20 protein-coding genes are annotated in these 17,940 nt (G+C 36.2%); 19 read left to right on the top strand and 1 reads right to left on the bottom strand.

Features of this window, described 5'->3' with window-relative positions; translation table 11 throughout:
• The 19 genes from rpmD to ctlX all read left to right on the top strand — a co-directional run bounded on the left by rpmD (position 1) and on the right by ctlX (position 16,387).
• The gene (gene rpmD / locus ULVI_RS02220; RefSeq protein WP_068589233.1) at positions 1-180 is read left to right on the top strand and encodes a 50S ribosomal protein L30; all 180 of its coding nucleotides are present in this window, start codon (positions 1-3) and stop codon (positions 178-180) included.
• 10 nt (positions 181-190) lie between these two features.
• The gene (gene rplO, locus ULVI_RS02215; RefSeq protein ID WP_068589230.1) at positions 191-643 is read left to right on the top strand and encodes a 50S ribosomal protein L15; all 453 of its coding nucleotides are present in this window, start codon (positions 191-193) and stop codon (positions 641-643) included.
• A gap of 12 nt (positions 644-655) precedes the next feature.
• On the top strand, positions 656-1,999 hold the full coding sequence (secY, locus tag ULVI_RS02210) for a preprotein translocase subunit SecY (protein WP_068589228.1): 1,344 nt from the start codon (positions 656-658) through the stop codon (positions 1,997-1,999).
• A gap of 83 nt (positions 2,000-2,082) precedes the next feature.
• Positions 2,083-2,298, top strand: coding sequence for a translation initiation factor IF-1 (infA, locus tag ULVI_RS02205; protein WP_068589225.1), 216 nt, complete (start codon positions 2,083-2,085; stop codon positions 2,296-2,298).
• A gap of 1 nt (position 2,299) precedes the next feature.
• Positions 2,300-2,416 carry a type B 50S ribosomal protein L36 gene (gene ykgO, locus ULVI_RS15290; RefSeq protein WP_013305171.1) on the top strand — a complete coding sequence of 39 codons (117 nt, stop codon included), beginning with the start codon at positions 2,300-2,302 and terminating at the stop codon, positions 2,414-2,416.
• A gap of 3 nt (positions 2,417-2,419) precedes the next feature.
• Entirely contained in the window at positions 2,420-2,794 is a 375-nt protein-coding gene (gene rpsM, locus ULVI_RS02200) for a 30S ribosomal protein S13 (RefSeq protein WP_068589223.1), read from the top strand.
• Positions 2,795-2,805: 11 nt separating this feature from the next.
• Complete coding sequence (gene rpsK / locus ULVI_RS02195) at positions 2,806-3,216, top strand: 30S ribosomal protein S11 (RefSeq protein ID WP_068589220.1); 411 nt, start codon at positions 2,806-2,808, stop codon at positions 3,214-3,216.
• Positions 3,217-3,376: 160 nt separating this feature from the next.
• Complete coding sequence (rpsD, locus tag ULVI_RS02190; RefSeq protein WP_068589217.1) at positions 3,377-3,982, top strand: 30S ribosomal protein S4; 606 nt, start codon at positions 3,377-3,379, stop codon at positions 3,980-3,982.
• Positions 3,983-4,075: 93 nt separating this feature from the next.
• Positions 4,076-5,068, top strand: coding sequence for a DNA-directed RNA polymerase subunit alpha (locus tag ULVI_RS02185; RefSeq protein ID WP_068589211.1), 993 nt, complete (start codon positions 4,076-4,078; stop codon positions 5,066-5,068).
• A 141-nt stretch (positions 5,069-5,209) separates the two neighbouring features.
• Positions 5,210-5,692, top strand: a complete 483-nt coding sequence (gene rplQ, locus ULVI_RS02180) for a 50S ribosomal protein L17 (RefSeq protein WP_068589210.1) — start codon at positions 5,210-5,212, stop codon at positions 5,690-5,692.
• A 77-nt stretch (positions 5,693-5,769) separates the two neighbouring features.
• Positions 5,770-6,741 carry a T9SS type A sorting domain-containing protein gene (locus tag ULVI_RS02175; protein ID WP_068589208.1) on the top strand — a complete coding sequence of 324 codons (972 nt, stop codon included), beginning with the start codon at positions 5,770-5,772 and terminating at the stop codon, positions 6,739-6,741.
• Positions 6,742-7,121: 380 nt separating this feature from the next.
• Complete coding sequence (locus ULVI_RS02170) at positions 7,122-8,840, top strand: hypothetical protein (RefSeq protein WP_068589197.1); 1,719 nt, start codon at positions 7,122-7,124, stop codon at positions 8,838-8,840.
• 5 nt (positions 8,841-8,845) lie between these two features.
• Complete coding sequence (locus tag ULVI_RS02165) at positions 8,846-9,394, top strand: hypothetical protein (RefSeq protein ID WP_068589194.1); 549 nt, start codon at positions 8,846-8,848, stop codon at positions 9,392-9,394.
• Between the two features lie 12 nt (positions 9,395-9,406).
• Complete coding sequence (locus ULVI_RS02160) at positions 9,407-9,958, top strand: hypothetical protein (protein ID WP_068589191.1); 552 nt, start codon at positions 9,407-9,409, stop codon at positions 9,956-9,958.
• Positions 9,959-10,040: 82 nt separating this feature from the next.
• The gene (gene carA / locus ULVI_RS02155; protein ID WP_068591307.1) at positions 10,041-11,162 is read left to right on the top strand and encodes a glutamine-hydrolyzing carbamoyl-phosphate synthase small subunit; all 1,122 of its coding nucleotides are present in this window, start codon (positions 10,041-10,043) and stop codon (positions 11,160-11,162) included.
• A 102-nt stretch (positions 11,163-11,264) separates the two neighbouring features.
• Positions 11,265-12,551: a phosphopyruvate hydratase gene (gene eno / locus ULVI_RS02150; RefSeq protein WP_068589188.1), complete on the top strand. Its 1,287-nt coding sequence runs from the start codon at positions 11,265-11,267 to the stop codon at positions 12,549-12,551.
• 249 nt (positions 12,552-12,800) lie between these two features.
• Complete coding sequence (locus ULVI_RS02145) at positions 12,801-14,087, top strand: citrate synthase (protein ID WP_068589184.1); 1,287 nt, start codon at positions 12,801-12,803, stop codon at positions 14,085-14,087.
• A gap of 63 nt (positions 14,088-14,150) precedes the next feature.
• Positions 14,151-15,065: a dimethylarginine dimethylaminohydrolase family protein gene (locus tag ULVI_RS02140; RefSeq protein ID WP_068589182.1), complete on the top strand. Its 915-nt coding sequence runs from the start codon at positions 14,151-14,153 to the stop codon at positions 15,063-15,065.
• 419 nt (positions 15,066-15,484) lie between these two features.
• Positions 15,485-16,387 (top strand): citrulline utilization hydrolase CtlX, encoded by a 903-nt coding sequence (gene ctlX / locus ULVI_RS02135; RefSeq protein WP_068591305.1) that lies wholly within the window; start codon positions 15,485-15,487, stop codon positions 16,385-16,387.
• A gap of 41 nt (positions 16,388-16,428) precedes the next feature.
• Here ctlX and ULVI_RS02130 read toward each other — a convergent pair whose 3' ends face one another.
• Positions 16,429-17,859 carry an SDR family oxidoreductase gene (locus tag ULVI_RS02130; RefSeq protein WP_068589180.1) on the bottom strand — a complete coding sequence of 477 codons (1,431 nt, stop codon included), beginning with the start codon at positions 17,857-17,859 and terminating at the stop codon, positions 16,429-16,431.
• Positions 17,860-17,940: the final 81 nt, after the last annotated feature.

Below are 17,940 nucleotides of genomic sequence, written 5' to 3'. Positions count from 1 at the left end.
ATGGCAAAAATTAAAGTTAAAAAGGTGAAAAGTGCAATTAACCGTACTCAAAACCAAAAGAGAACGCTAGAAGCTTTAGGTCTTAAGAGAATAGGCCAAGTGGTAGAGCATGAAAATACGCCAAATATTCTTGGTATGATAAAAAAAGTTAATCACTTGGTTTCTGTAGAAACCGCTTAAGATAAAAAAAATGGATTTAAGTAGCTTAAAACCAGCCGATGGTTCGGTTAAAAGACAAGGAAAACGCGTAGGTCGCGGACAGGGATCCGGTAAAGGAGGAACTGCAACTCGTGGTCATAAAGGTGCAAAGTCTCGTTCTGGATACTCCAAGAAAATCGGATTTGAAGGTGGACAAATGCCTTTGCAACGTCGTGTTCCTAAGTTTGGATTTACAAATATCAATCGTAAGGAATATCAAGGTGTAAATCTTGATGTACTTCAGCAATTGGTAGACGACAAAAAGATAGAAGGTACAGTTGACTTTGAAACTCTAATTGGACTTGGTCTTGTTGGGAAAAATGAAATGGTGAAGATTTTAGGAAGAGGAGAATTAAAGGCAAAATTGAAAGTATCTGCACATAAGTTTACTGCCACAGCAGCGAAAGCTATTGAAGCGGCCGGTGGTGAAGTAGTAACAATGTAATAAAGCATCCCAATGAAATTTATTGATACCTTAAAGAATGTTTGGAAAATAGAGGAACTGCGTAATCGTATTATGGTTACCTTGGGTTTATTACTTGTATACCGATTCGGTGCACAGGTGGTGCTTCCAGGTATCGATGCTTCGAGATTAGCAGAATTCTCCGGAAAATTTGATGCCGGAGGAATTGGTGGTTTATTAAATGCATTTACAGGAGGGGCGTTTGCTAATGCTTCCGTTTTTGCATTAGGTATTATGCCATATATCTCTGCTTCCATTGTGGTTCAATTGATGCAGATTGCGGTGCCATACCTTCAGAAATTACAAAAAGAAGGAGAAAGTGGTAGAAAGAAAATCAATCAAATTACTCGATGGTTAACTATCGGTATTTGTTTGGTTCAAGCGCCTAGTTATTTAGCAGGTCTTCCAGCCTTAGGAGTACCAGCTGAAGCATTTATATTAGGACAAACACCAATGTTTTATGTTTCTTCTGTAATCATTTTAGTTACAGGTTGTGTATTTGCAATGTGGCTGGGAGAAAAGATTACTGATAAGGGAATTGGAAATGGTATCTCTATCTTAATTATGGTGGGTATTATTGCCACTTTGCCATTATCTTTTGTTCAGGAATTTGCCGCGAGAGTATTTGAATCGAACGGAGGGTTAATCATGATTCTTATAGAACTGGTCATTTGGTTTGTTATTATTCTTGCATGTATTATGTTGGTTATGGCGGTCCGAAAGATACCAGTACAATATGCGAGACGAACAGCTAGTGGAGCGTATGAAAAAAATATTTTTGGCGCGCGACAGTTTATTCCGTTAAAGTTAAATGCTTCAGGAGTAATGCCTATTATTTTTGCTCAGGCAATTATGTTTGTTCCCTCTGCAGTAGCGGGGCTATCAGATAGTGAATTTGCACAATCGCTTCAAGCTAATTTCAGTGATATTTTTGGACTTTGGTATAATGTTATGTTTGCAGTGTTGATCATCATCTTTACCTATTTCTATACAGCGATAACAGTTCCAACCAATAAAATGGCGGACGATTTAAAAAGAAGTGGTGGATTTATTCCAGGTATTAAACCAGGTACAGATACCGCAGAATTTTTAGATAGAATAATGTCACAGATTACATTGCCTGGATCTATATTCTTAGCTTTGATCGCTATTTTTCCAGCGTTCGTTGTGAAGTTGTTAGGAATTCAGCAAGGATGGGCTTTATTTTATGGCGGAACCTCTCTATTGATTATGGTAGGGGTTGCTATCGATACCATGCAACAAATCAATTCGTACTTATTGAACCGACATTATGACGGTCTTATGAAGTCCGGTAAGAATAGGAAAGCAGTAGCATAAACTAATTTAAATATTGAGTGTAGTTATTGGTATGACTATTGAAACAAACAGTTCGTATTAATAATTAAAATTTAAAATTAAGAATGGCAAAACAACCCGCAATAGAACAAGATGGAAGCATAGTTGAAGCATTATCGAATGCTATGTTTCGTGTTGAGTTAGAAAACGGACATATAGTTACTGCACACATTTCAGGTAAGATGCGTATGCACTATATTAAATTATTACCTGGAGATAAAGTAAAATTAGAAATGAGCCCATACGATTTAACAAAGGCTCGCATAACATACAGATACTAAAATGAAAGTTAGAGCATCAGTAAAAAAGAGAAGTGCCGACTGCAAGATTGTACGCAGAAAAGGCCGTTTATATGTAATTAATAAAAAGAACCCTAGGTTCAAACAAAGACAAGGATAAGTTATGGCAAGAATCGCAGGTGTAGATATTCCTAAACAAAAAAGGGGTGTAATCGCGTTAACGTATATCTTTGGGATCGGTAAAAGCCGTGCTCAAGAGATATTAGAGAAAGCCGGAGTTAGCGAAGACAAAAAAGTTAGCGAATGGGACGATGATGAAATCGGAAAAATTCGTGAAACTGTAGGATCTTTCAAAATCGAAGGTGAATTACGTAGTGAAGTTCAATTAAGTATTAAACGCTTAATGGATATTGGTTGTTACAGAGGTATTCGTCACAGATCGGGTCTTCCTTTAAGAGGACAACGAACTAAGAATAACTCAAGAACAAGAAAAGGAAAACGTAAAACAGTTGCTAACAAGAAAAAAGCAACTAAATAATACCTAGAGATATGGCAAAAACTAGCTCAAAAGGTGCGAAAAGCGCTAAAGGTACAAAGAAACGTAAAGTAAATGTTGAATCTGTTGGACAAGCTCATATTACGGCTTCTTTCAACAATATCATTATTTCTTTAACCAACAAGAACGGAGATGTGATCTCTTGGTCTTCTGCCGGTAAAATGGGATTTAGAGGTTCTAAGAAAAACACACCTTACGCTGCTCAATTGGCAGCTGAAGATGCTTCTTCTGTTGCACACGGTGCCGGTTTACGTAAAGTGAAAGCTTATGTAAAAGGACCTGGAAATGGAAGAGAATCTGCAATACGTACTATCCACAACGCAGGTATTGAAGTAACCGAAATTATCGATGTTACGCCAATGCCACATAATGGATGTCGTCCTCCAAAAAGAAGAAGAGTATAACAATTTATTATTTTAGAACTACGAAACTTTATGGTGTCGTAGTTCTAAAAAATTGTTTATTTTCGCGAATTATTTAATAAATATCAATCGAAGGAACTTAGAAGTCTAGAGGATTAACGTAAGACCTTAATTTAGATTTCCCCTTCATAACAAATTAGAAATGGCAAGATATACTGGTCCAAAAACTAAAATAGCCCGAAAATTCGGTGAAGCTATCTTCGGAGACGATAAGTCTTTTGAAAAAAGAAATTATCCTCCAGGACAACACGGTAATAACCGTCGTCGTGGAAAAAAATCTGAATACGCAATCCAATTAATGGAAAAGCAAAAAGCGAAATACACCTATGGTATTTTGGAAAAGCAATTCAGAAATATGTTTAAGAGAGCAACTGCTGCTCCTGGAATTACAGGTGAGGTATTATTACAATTAGCAGAGTCACGCCTAGATAACGTTGTGTTTCGTATGGGCATTGCGTCTAGTCGTCCTGCAGCACGACAGTTAGTTTCTCACCGTCACATTACTGTAAATGGTGAAAAAGTAAACATTCCTTCTTACCAACTTAAAGCAGGGGATGTAGTAGCAGTAAGAGAGAAATCGAAGTCTCTTGAAGCTATTCAAAATTCATTAGCAAACGCAAATCATGTTTACGAATGGATCACTTGGAATACTGAAAAGAAAGAAGGAACGTTTGTTTCTGTTCCACAACTAATTCAGATTCCAGAAAACATAAACGTTCAGTTTATCGTCGAATTATATTCTAAATAATAAAATAATCATATTGGTATTTAGCCAAAGGATTTTTAGTGTTCTTCAAACTTTTAAATCGCGCAACTAAATAACAATTAAAACGAAGAAAATATGGCAGTATTTAGTTTTCAGAAGCCTGATAAAGTTATCATGATTAATTCTACCGATTTCGAAGGGAAATTTGAATTTCGCCCTTTGGAACCTGGATACGGATTAACCGTAGGGAACGCATTAAGACGTGTATTACTTTCCTCATTGGAAGGTTTCGCGATTACATCCGTTCGTATTGAAGGTGTAGATCATGAATTTTCAACCATTGCAGGAGTCGTAGAAGACGTTACCGAAATCATCCTTAATTTGAAACAAGTACGTTTCAAAAGACAGATCGATGAGATCGATAATGAAACAGTAACTATTTCCGTTAATGGAGGGAAACAATTAGTAGCCGGTGATTTTCAGAAATTTATTTCAGGATTTCAAGTGTTAAATCCAGATTTAGTTATCTGTAACATGGATGCTAAAGTGAATCTTAATTTTGAGATCACGATTGAAAAGGGTAGAGGATATGTTCCTGCTGAAGAGAATAAAAAAGCAAATGCACCATTAGGTACCATTTTCACAGATTCTATTTACACTCCAATTAAAAATGTTAAATACAGCATTGAGAATTTCCGTGTTGAGCAGAAAACAGATTACGAAAAATTAGTTTTCGAAATCATTACCGACGGTTCTATACATCCAAAAGATGCATTAACTGAAGCTGCAAAAACGTTAATTCACCACTTTATGTTATTTAGTGATGAGCGTATTACTCTGGAAGCAGATGAAATTGCTCAAACTGAAACATACGATGAGGAATCATTGCACATGCGTCAGTTGCTTAAAACTAAATTAGTAGACATGGACCTTTCAGTTCGTGCACTAAACTGTTTAAAAGCTGCGGAAGTAGATACATTAGGAGACTTAGTATCTTACAATAAAAACGATTTGATGAAATTCAGAAACTTCGGGAAAAAATCATTAACTGAATTAGAAGAGTTAGTGAACGTAAAAGGCCTGAACTTCGGAATGGATCTTTCAAAATATAAATTAGATAAAGACTAACAGATTTGCGATTTTAGATTTGCGACTGTTTAAATTGGCAATCGTAAATCTAAAATTTAAAACTTTCAATTAATTTAACCCATCATAGTTTGCTCTTCGCTCGAGGCGGATCTGGAAGCAAGATGATGAAAACAAAATGTCATGAGACACGGAAAAAAAGTAAATCACTTAGGGAGAAAAACAGCACATAGAAAGTCTATGTTGGCGAATATGGCTTGTTCCTTAATTGAACACAAAAGAATCAACACTACCGTTGCTAAAGCGAAAGCATTAAAGCAATTTGTAGAACCAATGATCACAAAGTCTAAAGAAGATACTACGCATAACCGTCGTATCGTAATGGCGAGACTCCGTCAAAAAGAAGCCGTAACAGAGCTTTTTAGAGAAGTAGCTGTGAAAGTAGGCGATCGTCCTGGTGGATACACTCGTATCATCAAATTAGGAAATCGTTTAGGAGATAATGCAGATATGGCAATGATCGAGTTGGTTGATTATAACGAACTTTACAACGCAGGGAAAGCAACTAAAACTAAATCTACACGTCGTAGTCGTCGTGGTGGTTCTAAACCAGTTACTCCTGTTGATACTAAAGCTACGAAAGAAGCTGAGAAAGAAGAAGAATAAACACCCTTCATTTATGAAATATTTGGGGAAAACATTCGTGTTTTTCCCTTTTTTTTAACCCTAAAATCAACAGCCGAATGTATAAAAATCTACTTACTATTGCCGCTCTTTTAATAACTGGTTTTTCCTTTTCACAAGGTTCCTATTCTTTTAATGTGAGCAACCAGACCTATGAGAATCTAGAGAATGCTACCTCGCTGAATGATGGCGAAGTATGGGATGATCCCGAATTTTTAATTCCTATCGGATTCGAATTTCAGATTAGCTCCCAAACGTTTAATTCAATCTATATTGTTGCTTGGGGTGTAGGTGGTGAATTGTCTCCATCGCAAACCGACTCCGGGGTATTGTCTATTCTATCACCTATAGCTCAAGATATTATCGATCGTGGTTTTGTCAATGAAGTTTCCGAATCGAATATCTCGTATACTACCGAGGGTACTTCAGGGAATCGAATTTTAAAAATAGAATGGAACAATGTAGGCTTCTTCGATGATGCCACAGAAAACGATTTTATGAATTTTCAGGTATGGCTCTATGAAGATACTAACACCATAGAGTATAGGTATGGTCCCAATGAGATTGCGAACCCATCCGACTCGTATGAGGGAGAGACGGGACCCATCGTATCCCTTCAGCCGTCGGTAGATCTGGATGAAGGCCCTTTGGAAGAGGCTTATATCCTTTCAGGGAATCCGGCGAACCCAGTCTATAATGTGGTGTCACCCGGCGAGGAATACGATGGTGATGTTTTGGAAGGAACCATCCCGAACGGAACGGTTTATTCGTTTATTCCTGCAACGCTTTCTTCGGAAGAATTTGAAGCTGCTACAGTGGTGCTTTATCCAAATCCTGTGTCCGATATTCTAAGCGTTCGGGGGAACAGTACAGGTTCTAAACTAAGCCTGTATAATAGCTTGGGGCAAAAACTACCCATGGTCGAATTAGGCAACGGAAGCTACGATGTGTCTGCGCTGTCATCGGGACTTTATCTTTTGGAAATTAGAACCGCTACAGGAACATCCATAAAACGTATTGTTAAGAACTAATCTATTTGTTGAAAAATACAAGGGGATTTGTACTATGCAAATCCCCTTTTTTTATTTTATGACGATTTAATACCCCGAAGCGCCTTCCTTGAAAAGATTTGCTTTCTTAAATAATTCAACTATAAAACATTTAGTAAAATAGTTCACTATGGAACTCATAAATTGGAGTTTTAGATCTTTTTGATTTAAACACGGATATTTAAGGTAAATAGGCGAATTAATAATTTCTTACTATCAATTGAACATTATTAAGCGGAATATAAATTATTTTGACTTATCTAAATATAATTACTGATTTTTAAGTTAAAAGTAGAAAATTCCTTTAAGGTGCTTATAGTATGGATTAAATTTGCCCTCTTAAAATTTTAAGTAATATAAAAATGAAACTAAAATTACAGAATTTAATTAAAAATAATAATCCTAGCTTTGCCTACAGAATAGTGATGATTCTTGCTGTATTTTCCTTTAGCTCATGTGAGAATGATTATTTTGAGGGTGAAGTTCAAAACACAATTAATTATGGTAATGAAATTTCCGTAATTGATGGTAGAATGTATTTTCCAAACAGAGAAGTCTTTGTAGAAACTTTTAAGGGTTATGCTGATGAATCAAATGATAAGATTTTTAGTTATATGTCTAAACACTACAATAACGATTTTGTTTCATTAAGAATACCCGTAACTGAGAATAATGAAGAAGAAGTTTTAAAAATTTATGAAAAGAAAATTGAACTATTACCAAATGGTATTTTGAATAGGTCTGTTGGAGATTTATATGATGATATAGATGATCTAGAGGATATAATTGGAGATGATGCATTTTCTGCATTCTTGAACTCAGATGCAGAAATACAGGTAGCAGACAAAATTTATAAGTATACTGATGTAGGTTTATTTTTTACAACCGTTAATAAATACAATATTCTCGAAGAATATTTGGCAATAAAAAACATTTCGAACAATTTACTAGTTCCTACTTTGGAGAGCGCAAGGCAGTTGATCGAAAGTGAGATACCTAACGCAGGAGAAACTTCCTTGATGGGTGGCGATTTAAGATATTATATTACACCTTGTAATCAAGAGCCTGGAAATCAGGATAGGTGTCTTTCTACAATTGGCAGTAGCGGTAATGGCAATGGTGGTAACGGCGGTAATAATGGAGGTGGTTCCCAATCCGTACCATTGGAAGGATTAGAGCCGTATTTGAATAGCTTAGATATTTGCGATAGTAGAAATGGTTTATTTGGTACTCTTTTTGGCACTAATAAAATTTGTATTGATCAATATGAAAGTAAAAGAAGAGTAAAGACAAAGGTTTTTAACTACAATTATTATTTAGTATACCACATAGGTGCTAAAGTCAAACACCAAAAGAAGGGCTGGACAGGAATATGGAGACAAGAGGATACTGATATCGTTGCTGCAGGAATAGAAATGGCTCAATTTGAATACGATTATACGCCGATCGTACAACCTGATTTAAGTTATGTTCTTAATAATCGCGCTAGTTATTCTTACAAGCCTTTGAATATTAAATATAACGTAGAATCTGGTATTTATAATTCTCCTACTGGTTATGCACCATATACATACCTGAATCAGGAAACATGGATAAGTTCGAATCATTATCCAAGAGTATTTTGGGACGATTTAACAATAGAATATACAACGAAAAATAGCGTTCTGGATTATGGTATTAGCCAATTTGATAAGAATTTCACAAGTCAAAAATTAAATGAGTTATTTTGGAATTCAGTATATAATAATGTTAGAAATCAACTTAGAGATTTTACGAATAACAACTCATTTGAACCGCCAAAAAATATAACACTTATTTCGAACCATCCTGGCTATGGTAAGTTACTTGTTCAAAAAACGTATTTCTCAAATTGCGCGAATTGTTCTAAAAGGGAAAGAACATTCGATTTCGATGGATCTGCCCAGGTTGGCGTATCTTTCAATGGAAATACAGGTAAATTTAATTTTTCCGGAGGAACTGGAGAATTAATAACTCCAGAATCACTACGAGTTAAAATGTTTGGTGTCGCTAAAAGAAATGGTACTTGGCATGGAAGTAAAATGGAAGTTGGAATAGAATAAATAATATGAAGCATTTGATGATGGCTCTTGTTATTTCTTTTTCGGCGTTTTCTCAAGACTCCGAAAGGAGTAACTTCTTCAAAGAAAATTATACTTCAACCACAACACTCGGAATTGTTGGAAATTATGATGGTAGATTTTCCAATGAGGGAGAATCGAAAATACAAAAGGGGTTAGCTGTCGAAGTGAATACCTTGCACGGACTTTTTTTCTTTAATTATGTGTCTGTATCGGTAGGATTAGGGATTGACTGGAATATAGACCGAACATTTTGGACACTTCCCGTATTAGCCGATTTGCGAGTATATTTTAATGAGCACGGAAATGACAATTCGCCATTTGTCTTCTTGCAAATGGGAAAAAATATTCAAATAAACAATGTTTTTAAAGAGGGAAGACCTGTAAAGCTAGGTGTGGGTATTACACTCGAAGAATCAGAAAGGCTTCAGTATATTTTAGAAATGCATAAAAAATTCAAAGAAGTGGTTTTTATTGGAGAACGAGGTTTTTATAATGTGACAGGTTTTGGCGTCTCCTTCGGAATTAAATTTTAAAAGTTTTTTATTGTGAAGAAATTTACTTTAATATTTTTTATTTGCTGGGCTGGTTTAGTCTCCGCGCAGGAAGAAGTCGCCACAGAAACAGTATGGAGACTAAATTTTATTAATCCGGGGGTCGAGTTTGAAACACCCGTTTCTTCATTAAGTACCTTTTCAACAAATTTTGGTATTGGTTATAATGGATCGTACCCAGAATTAACATTCGGCGGAGACACCGGAATCGTTTACGTCATTGCACCATTTTTGGATATTCAGTATAAACACTTTTATAATTTGGATAAAAGAAATGCCGTAGGTAAGAATGTGGAAGAAAATTCCGGAAATTTTATTTCAGCTAGGATCGTTGCAAGAGGAAGTTCAATCGCAGATAATGTTATAAGAAAATCCGACTTTGATTTTGCAATTGGACCTACTTGGGGAATTCAAAGAGCCTTTGGGAAAATTCACTTTCTATTCGATGTTGGACCCCAATTTTACTTCGACACAGAAGGGAATAATGGCTTTTGGCTGCTTATGGCGCAACTTAATATAGGTTTAAACCTATATTCAAAAAGGTGATTTTTTTTAAATGAGAATTGAAGGGGATTTGTTGTACGCAAATCTCCTTTTTTTATATATTTTTGCATCATATTTTCTTATTATGAAGTACCAAAACAGAAAAAAAGCACTTATTTTATTAGCCGACGGCACTATTTTTTACGGGAAAGCCGTAGGAGGAAAAGAAGGTTCGGCCTTCGGGGAAGTTTGTTTCAATACCGGAATGACTGGCTATCAAGAGATTTTCACAGATCCCTCTTACTTCGGGCAACTCATGGTCACTACCAATGCTCATATTGGAAATTACGGAACCAATGTCGATGAAGTAGAGTCTGAAGGAATTAAAATCGCTGGTCTAATTTGCCGTAATTTTAGTTATCACCACTCACGTCCTTCAGCTGACAAATCGTTAGAAGATTTTCTTTCTGAAAATAATTTGTTAGCGATCAGCGATGTGGATACGCGTGCTCTCGTAAACTACATTCGCGATCATGGCGCTATGAATGCGGTGATCTCTACCGAAGTAAATGATATCGATGGGTTGAAAAAGAAACTATCTGAAGTGCCGGATATGAAAGGCCTTGAGTTAGCTTCAAAAGTATCTACACAAGAACCTTATTTCTTCGGAAACAAAGACGCTACTTATAAAATTTCAGCGTTAGACATAGGAATAAAAAAGAACATTCTACGAAACCTTGCAGAACGTGACTGTTACATAAAAGTGTTTCCTTATGATGCTTCTTTTTCAGAATTAAAAGCATTTAACCCCGATGGTTATTTTCTTTCAAATGGTCCTGGAGATCCAGAACCTCTTCAAAATGCGATTGAGCTAACTAAAGAAATTATTAAAGAGAAAGCTCCTTTGTTCGGAATTTGTTTAGGGCATCAGGTCTTAGCTTTAGCAAATGGAATTTCCACCTATAAAATGCACCACGGTCATAGAGGGATAAACCATCCTGTTATGAATTTGCTTACCGGAAAGGGTGAGATTACTTCACAAAATCATGGTTTTGCAATTAATCGTGAAGAAGCAGAAGCTCATACCGATATAGAGATTACTCACGTACATTTAAATGATCATACCGCAGCTGGAATACGAATGAAAAGTAGGCCTGTATTTTCGGTGCAATATCACCCTGAAGCAAGTCCCGGACCGAATGATGCAACTTATTTGTTCGATGACTTTATTGAAAACATTAAAAAAAGCAAATTAGAAACTGTATAATAACGCAAAGGGAAAATAGTTAAAAACAACATGGTACAAATGTTAATTATTTGTCGATCTTAATAAATTTAACTTTAACTGAATACTGAAAAAACCACGCCTATGAGTATAATTATAGACATTCACGCACGACAAATATTCGATTCAAGAGGAAATCCTACAATAGAGGTAGATGTGCTTACTGAAAACGGATTCTTAGGACGTGCAGCAGTGCCTTCAGGGGCTTCCACAGGAGAACACGAAGCAGTTGAATTACGTGACGGTGGTGATGCTTATATGGGAAAAGGGGTATTAAAAGCGGTAGAGAATGTCAATGGGAAAATAGCAGGTACATTATTAGGGATTTCGGTATTCGAACAAGCACTAATCGATCAAACCATGATCGAACTTGATGGGACACCCAATAAGGAAAAGTTAGGGGCCAACGCTATTCTTGGAGTTTCATTAGCTGCTGCAAAGGCTGCAGCAAACGAACTTGGGTTGCCTTTATATCGCTATGTAGGTGGCGTGAGTGCTAAAACGCTTCCTGTGCCTATGATGAATATTATAAACGGAGGTTCTCATAGTGATGCGCCAATTGCATTTCAGGAATTTATGGTCATGCCTGTTGAGGCAACTAACTTCACAGAAGCCATGCAAATGGGATCTGAAATTTTTCACCATTTAAAGAAGGTTCTTCACGATCGTGGATTGAGTACCGCAGTAGGTGATGAAGGTGGTTTTGCGCCTACGCTCGATGGTACCGAAGATGCATTAGATACCATCGCAAAAGCAGTTGCAAATGCTGGATATACCTTAGGAAAAGAAATTATGATCGCATTAGATTGTGCTTCCGCAGAGTTTTATGTAGATGGAAAATACGACTACACTAAATTTGAAGGCGATAAAGGAAAAATAAGAACTTCGAAAGAGCAGGCGGATTATCTGGCTGAATTGTCCGAGAAGTATCCCATTATTTCTATTGAAGATGGGATGGATGAGAATGATTGGGAAGGCTGGAAATATTTAACTGAAAGAGTAGGAGCTAAAGTACAACTTGTAGGAGATGATCTTTTTGTAACTAATGTAGAGCGACTCTCAAAAGGAATTGAGACTAATACCGCCAATTCGATACTTATTAAAGTAAATCAGATTGGAACATTAACTGAAACTATTGCTGCAGTGAACATGGCACATAACGCAGGATATACCTCGGTTATGTCTCACCGAAGTGGTGAAACAGAAGATTATACAATCGCCGACCTTGCAGTTGCTTTAAACTGTGGACAAATTAAAACTGGTTCTGCTTCCAGAAGTGATCGTATGTCAAAATACAATCAATTATTGCGTATTGAAGAAGAATTGGGGAAAACTGCATACTATCCTAGACGAAAAGCTTTTAAGATATAAATAAAGCATAACGTTTACTATATCTTTTGCTTAATAGATCAAATAAAGAAACCGTTCTAAAATTAAAGAGCGGTTTCTTTAATTTTTACTAAACAGATGCAATTACATTTATTTAAGGATTTTTTAACCTAACTCAACGTGCGAGTAGATAGAAAAATCGTGTTAAATTTTGTATCTTAGCAGCTTCAAATGGCGGCTGATACACAGTAGATCCGCTACGAATTTTTCAAACACAATCAAAAATTATATATGTCAAAGACAGCGACTCTCGAAATCGATGGAAAAAAGTACGAATTCCCTTTAGTGGTAGGTACAGAAAATGAAGTTGCGATAGATATCAAAACCTTACGCGGCGTTACAAACGGAATTACAACTATTGATCCAGGATATAAGAATACGGGATCATGCGAAAGTGCAATAACGTTTCTAAATGGAGAAGAAGGGGTGTTACGCTATCGCGGATATGCTATAGAAGAACTGGCTGAGAAAGCAGATTTTCTTGAAGTTGCCTATTTGCTAATATTCGGAGAATTACCTTCAAAAGACAGGCTTGCTAAATTTCACTCAGACATAAAAGCGCAATCACATGTAGATGAAGATGTAAAGAAAATTCTTGATGGCTTTCCAAAATCGGCCCATCCTATGGGAGTGCTCTCGTCACTTACTTCGGCGTTAGTAGCTTTTAATCCTACTTCTGTGAATGTGGATAACGATGAGGATATGTATAAAGCGATTGTAAAAATATTAGCTAAATTTCCAGTCTTAATTGCTTGGACATACCGTAAAAGAGCTGGGTTACCTTTAGATTATGGAGATGATTCGTTAGGATATGTAGATAATTTCCTAAAGATGATGTTTAAAAAGCCTAATGGTGAATATGCTTCAGACAAGAAAGTTGTAGATGCCTTAGATAAATTATTAATTCTACATGCAGATCACGAACAAAACTGTTCAACATCAACCGTTCGTATTGTTGGCTCTTCACATGCTGGTTTATTTGCTTCACTTTCAGCAGGAATTAATGCATTATGGGGACCATTACATGGAGGTGCTAATCAAGCAGTAATCGAAATGCTCGAAGCTATTAAAGAAGATGGAGGAGATACGCATAAATTCATGAACAAAGCAAAAGATAAAGAAGATCCTTTCCGTCTAATGGGCTTTGGTCATAGAGTATACAAAAATTTCGATCCACGTGCTAAAATCATTAAGAAATCTGCCGATGATGTTTTAGATAGCCTAGGAATAGAAGACCCTGTCTTAGACATTGCTAAAGGACTTGAAAAAGAAGCGTTAGAAGATTCATACTTCGTAGATCGCAAATTATATCCAAATGTAGATTTTTATTCGGGCATAATTTATCGTGCACTCGGGATTCCAACAGAAATGTTTACACCTATGTTTGCATTAGGTCGTCTGCCAGGTTGGATTGCACAATGGAGAGAAATGCGTTTACGAAAAGAGCCAATAGGACGTCCACGCCAAGTTTATATTGGAGAAACCCTTCGTTCGTTTACCCCTATCGAAAAGCGATAAAAGTTTCTAAAAATTTACAAAAGCACCTCAATCTAATTGAGGTGTTTTTTTATATTTGGTCCTATGATACATTTAAATATTACAGATGAAATTTCAAGATTAAGAGCTGTAGTGGTAGGTACCGCTGCTAGCAATGGCTCAGCGCCTGATCTTGAAGATGCTTACGATCCAAAATCGGCAGAGCACATTCGCAAAGGAACCTATCCTAAAACATCAGACATGATTCCCGAAATGGAAGCTTTAGTAGCTGTATTTAAAAAATACAATGTCGATGTATATCGCCCCAAAGAGATCAAAGATTATAATCAGATATTTTCCAGAGATATCGCGTTTGTGATCGATGATAAAATTATTAAAGCAAATATCCTTCCCGATCGCGAAAAAGAGATTGAAGCCATTGAGCATGTATGGTCACAAATACCTAAAGAAAACAGGATTAAACTCTCTGAAGCAGCTCATATTGAAGGAGGTGATGTGATGCCTTGGAACGATCATATTTTTGTAGGTACCTATCGAGGTGCAGATTATGCGAATTATATCACAGCACGCACCAATATGACGGCTGTTCGTGAATTGCAGGAGCTTTTTCCGAAGAAAACAGTGAAGTCTTTTAATTTAAGGAAATCAAATACCATCGCACGCGACAACGCATTGCACTTAGATTGCTGCTTTCAACCCCTTGGAAAAGGAAAAGCAATTATTCATAAAGAAGGATTTTTAGAGGAAGAAGAATACACGTGGTTGGTAGATTTCTTCGGAAAAGAAAATTGTTTTCATATCACCAAAGATGAAATGTACCATATGAATAGCAATATTTTTTCTATTAGCCCGGAAGTTATTATTTCTGAAAAAACATTTACTAGGTTAAATACTTGGCTCCGGTCTGAAGGATTTACCGTAGAAGAAATTGCTTACAGCGAAATTGCAAAACAAGAAGGATTGTTGCGGTGTTCTACATTGCCATTAATTCGTGACTGATTATAGAAATCACTGAAAATTTTTTATTGACTTTTGTCTATTATTATAGAGAGCTTAAACCTATACTTTAAAACTCAAACTGTAATTTTTGTATTAAAATAGCTGCCAGCAAGTTGAATACTACACTGTGGTTTGTATTAAAATCCTCAATAAATATAAAGTTTGGTATTTATTCGACACTTGTGTAGATACATAGATTCACTTTGATTTAATAGGCTATTATTATGTTTGATAATATTAAAACGAAACCCTAAGTAATCTATTTTCTTCTTTCTGAAAGTTCAGAATTAAAGTTTTTAAAAAAATCCAAATAAAATTAATTTTACAAAGCATTCGATGTTGAAACTTCAGCAAATTTTATCTTACATTTGAGCCAAAATTTGAAGCTCTTGAACAAACAGATAACCAATACAATTTTAATGATTCGCCCCGTAGGTTTTCGTATGAACGAAGAGACGGCGGTAAACAACTATTTCCAAGAAGATCTCAATATTAAAAATGCAGAGATCAATGCAAAGGCACAAGAGGAGTTCGATGCTTTTGTGGAAAAACTTAGAAACGTAGGTGTAAACGTTATTGTTGAAAATGATGATCTTAAAATGGATACACCCGATTCTATCTTTCCAAATAATTGGGTGAGTTTTCACGAGAATGGAGATGTTGTTGTGTACCCTATGTTTGCAGTAAATCGCCGAAGAGAACGTCGCGAAGAAGTGTTTATGCGATTGGAGGAAGAAGGCTTTGAAATTAAAAATATTATAGACTATACAGCTGCCGAAGAAGAGGATTTATTTTTAGAAGGTACAGGGAGTATTCTAATGGATCGCGTTCATGATAAAGTATATTGTGCTTTATCTGCGCGTGCCGATGAGGAGCTAATTATTGAGTTTTGTGAGGATTTTGATAGCATGCCAGTAATATTTACTGCAAATCAAACCGTTGATGGGAAGCGAAAACCAATCTATCATACGAATGTTATGATGTGTCTCGCAGAAGCTTTCTGTGTAATTTGTCTCGATACAATAGATGACAAACAGGAGAAGAAAAATGTAGTGCATCATTTAAAAGAAAGTGGAAAAGAGATCATCACAATTTCTGAAGCACAAATGCATCAGTTCGCAGGTAATATGCTTCAGGTACAAGGAACCGATAAAAAATACCTCGTAATGAGTGCCGCTGCTCATAATAGTTTAGATGCAGGGCAAATTGCAGCAATAGAAAAACACTGTGCTATTTTAAGCAGTGACCTTACTACCATCGAAACGTGTGGAGGAGGGAGTGCCCGTTGTATGATGGCTGAGGTTTTTCTTCCGAAGAAATAAAAGCAGAAAATATCATTATTTTTTAAGTCACATTTTTAAAACTACGATGACGATTTAGCAATATTTCGAATCATTCCTCCAAAAATAAAGTAATGAAATGGAAGCATCGTATACCAATATAAACGACCCCAAAGTCCTTTAGGTCTAAAAGTAGCGGTTTGGTATAAGACATTGTCTTTATCAATCTTAAACTCCAACCACGCTTCTCCTGGAACTCTCATTTCAGCAAATAATAATAACCTACGTTCATTTTTGTCTGCTAAAATTACCCGCCAAAAATCTAAAGAATCGCCTTCGTAAATTTTAGAAGGATGTGTTCGTCCACGGCGCAATCCCACGCCGCCAAATAGTTTGTCTAAATACCCTCTAAATTTCCACAATGTGTTTCCATAATACCAGCCTCGTTTTCCACCGATCGACCAAATATTATGTAGTGCTTGTTCGGGATTAGTTAATTTTATTTTCTGAACATCTTTTAAGCACCCATGATCGGGAACTTCAACGTATCTACGAAGGTCTTTTCTAAAACGACCACTTACCATAGAATCTTTCCAACTTGAAACTACTTGATTTTGTTTGATCTTTTTAAAAGCGAGCTCGATCGATTCACGATATGATATCGGAGTAACATTTAAGATTTCCTGCAATCGTTTATCTTTAGTTATTACTTCTATACGCATACTATCAACCAAATTCAGCGCAAGCTTATAAGAGGTTGAAGTAACAAAGTACAACCAGTACGAGGAAAGTTTAGGCGACATAAACGGAACATCGAAAATATAAAGTTTTAAATTCCGGACTTTCGAATATTCCTGCATCATTTGTTTGTATGTGAGAATATTTGGCCCGCCCACATCGAACGACTCGTTATAGCAGGATTTATTTCCCAAAACACCTGTTAAATAAGTGAGTACATCTCGAATCGCAATGGGCTGACACTTCGTTTTTACCCATTTCGGAGTGATCATGACCGGAAGTTTCTCGCACAGATCCCGAATAATTTCGAATGATGCACTGCCCGAACCTACAATAATGGCGGCCCGTAGTACAGTTACATTTGCTTTACTTTCATATAAAATATCCTCAACATTTTTACGCGACCATAAATGTTTCGAAAGGTTTTCTTGATTCACAATTCCGCCTAAATAGATCACTTGCTTGCATTGTGTATGCTTAATATATGCATTGAAATTACGTACCGAGGTCTCCTCCTTTTCGTCAAAATCTGAGGTGCTGGCAGACATAGAGTGAATTAAATAGTACGCAGCATCAATATCGTTTGGGAGTATTTCCGGATCGGGATCATCCAGAAAATCAATCTCAACTACTTCGATCTTTTTTCTAAGTTCAGGGTCAACTGACAATCTATTTGCATTCCGTACAGAACAAACTACTTCATGTCCCTGTTCAATGAGTAAGGGAAGCAATCGCATTCCAATATATCCGTTCGCTCCGGTAAGTAAAATTTTCAATGGTCTAGTTTTGTTTAAAGATAATTTGTTTTTGTTAAACACTAGGTTAAATTGTCGTTAAGATGACGAAGGCTGTATGAG

The sequence above is a fragment of the Cochleicola gelatinilyticus genome, from assembly GCF_001637325.1.
In the GTDB taxonomy this organism is placed as follows: Bacteria; Bacteroidota; Bacteroidia; order Flavobacteriales; family Flavobacteriaceae; genus Cochleicola; species Cochleicola gelatinilyticus.
The sequence above is the reverse complement of the archived record's forward strand: the minus strand, read 5'-3'. Positions and strand labels throughout refer to the sequence as shown.

What these genes read in the sequence shown, in the direction of transcription:
- rpmD (WP_068589233.1), top strand. Translation starts at nt 1, where the DNA reads ATGGCAAAAATTAAAGTTAAAAAGGTGAAAAGTGCAATTAACCGTACT.
- rplO (WP_068589230.1), top strand. Translation starts at nt 191, where the DNA reads ATGGATTTAAGTAGCTTAAAACCAGCCGATGGTTCGGTTAAAAGACAA.
- secY (WP_068589228.1), top strand. Translation starts at nt 656, where the DNA reads ATGAAATTTATTGATACCTTAAAGAATGTTTGGAAAATAGAGGAACTG.
- infA (WP_068589225.1), top strand. Translation starts at nt 2,083, where the DNA reads ATGGCAAAACAACCCGCAATAGAACAAGATGGAAGCATAGTTGAAGCA.
- ykgO (WP_013305171.1), top strand. Translation starts at nt 2,300, where the DNA reads ATGAAAGTTAGAGCATCAGTAAAAAAGAGAAGTGCCGACTGCAAGATT.
- rpsM (WP_068589223.1), top strand. Translation starts at nt 2,420, where the DNA reads ATGGCAAGAATCGCAGGTGTAGATATTCCTAAACAAAAAAGGGGTGTA.
- rpsK (WP_068589220.1), top strand. Translation starts at nt 2,806, where the DNA reads ATGGCAAAAACTAGCTCAAAAGGTGCGAAAAGCGCTAAAGGTACAAAG.
- rpsD (WP_068589217.1), top strand. Translation starts at nt 3,377, where the DNA reads ATGGCAAGATATACTGGTCCAAAAACTAAAATAGCCCGAAAATTCGGT.
- ULVI_RS02185 (WP_068589211.1), top strand. Translation starts at nt 4,076, where the DNA reads ATGGCAGTATTTAGTTTTCAGAAGCCTGATAAAGTTATCATGATTAAT.
- rplQ (WP_068589210.1), top strand. Translation starts at nt 5,210, where the DNA reads ATGAGACACGGAAAAAAAGTAAATCACTTAGGGAGAAAAACAGCACAT.
- ULVI_RS02175 (WP_068589208.1), top strand. Translation starts at nt 5,770, where the DNA reads ATGTATAAAAATCTACTTACTATTGCCGCTCTTTTAATAACTGGTTTT.
- ULVI_RS02170 (WP_068589197.1), top strand. Translation starts at nt 7,122, where the DNA reads ATGAAACTAAAATTACAGAATTTAATTAAAAATAATAATCCTAGCTTT.
- ULVI_RS02165 (WP_068589194.1), top strand. Translation starts at nt 8,846, where the DNA reads ATGAAGCATTTGATGATGGCTCTTGTTATTTCTTTTTCGGCGTTTTCT.
- carA (WP_068591307.1), top strand. Translation starts at nt 10,041, where the DNA reads ATGAAGTACCAAAACAGAAAAAAAGCACTTATTTTATTAGCCGACGGC.
- eno (WP_068589188.1), top strand. Translation starts at nt 11,265, where the DNA reads ATGAGTATAATTATAGACATTCACGCACGACAAATATTCGATTCAAGA.
- ULVI_RS02145 (WP_068589184.1), top strand. Translation starts at nt 12,801, where the DNA reads ATGTCAAAGACAGCGACTCTCGAAATCGATGGAAAAAAGTACGAATTC.
- ULVI_RS02140 (WP_068589182.1), top strand. Translation starts at nt 14,151, where the DNA reads ATGATACATTTAAATATTACAGATGAAATTTCAAGATTAAGAGCTGTA.
- ctlX (WP_068591305.1), top strand. Translation starts at nt 15,485, where the DNA reads ATGATTCGCCCCGTAGGTTTTCGTATGAACGAAGAGACGGCGGTAAAC.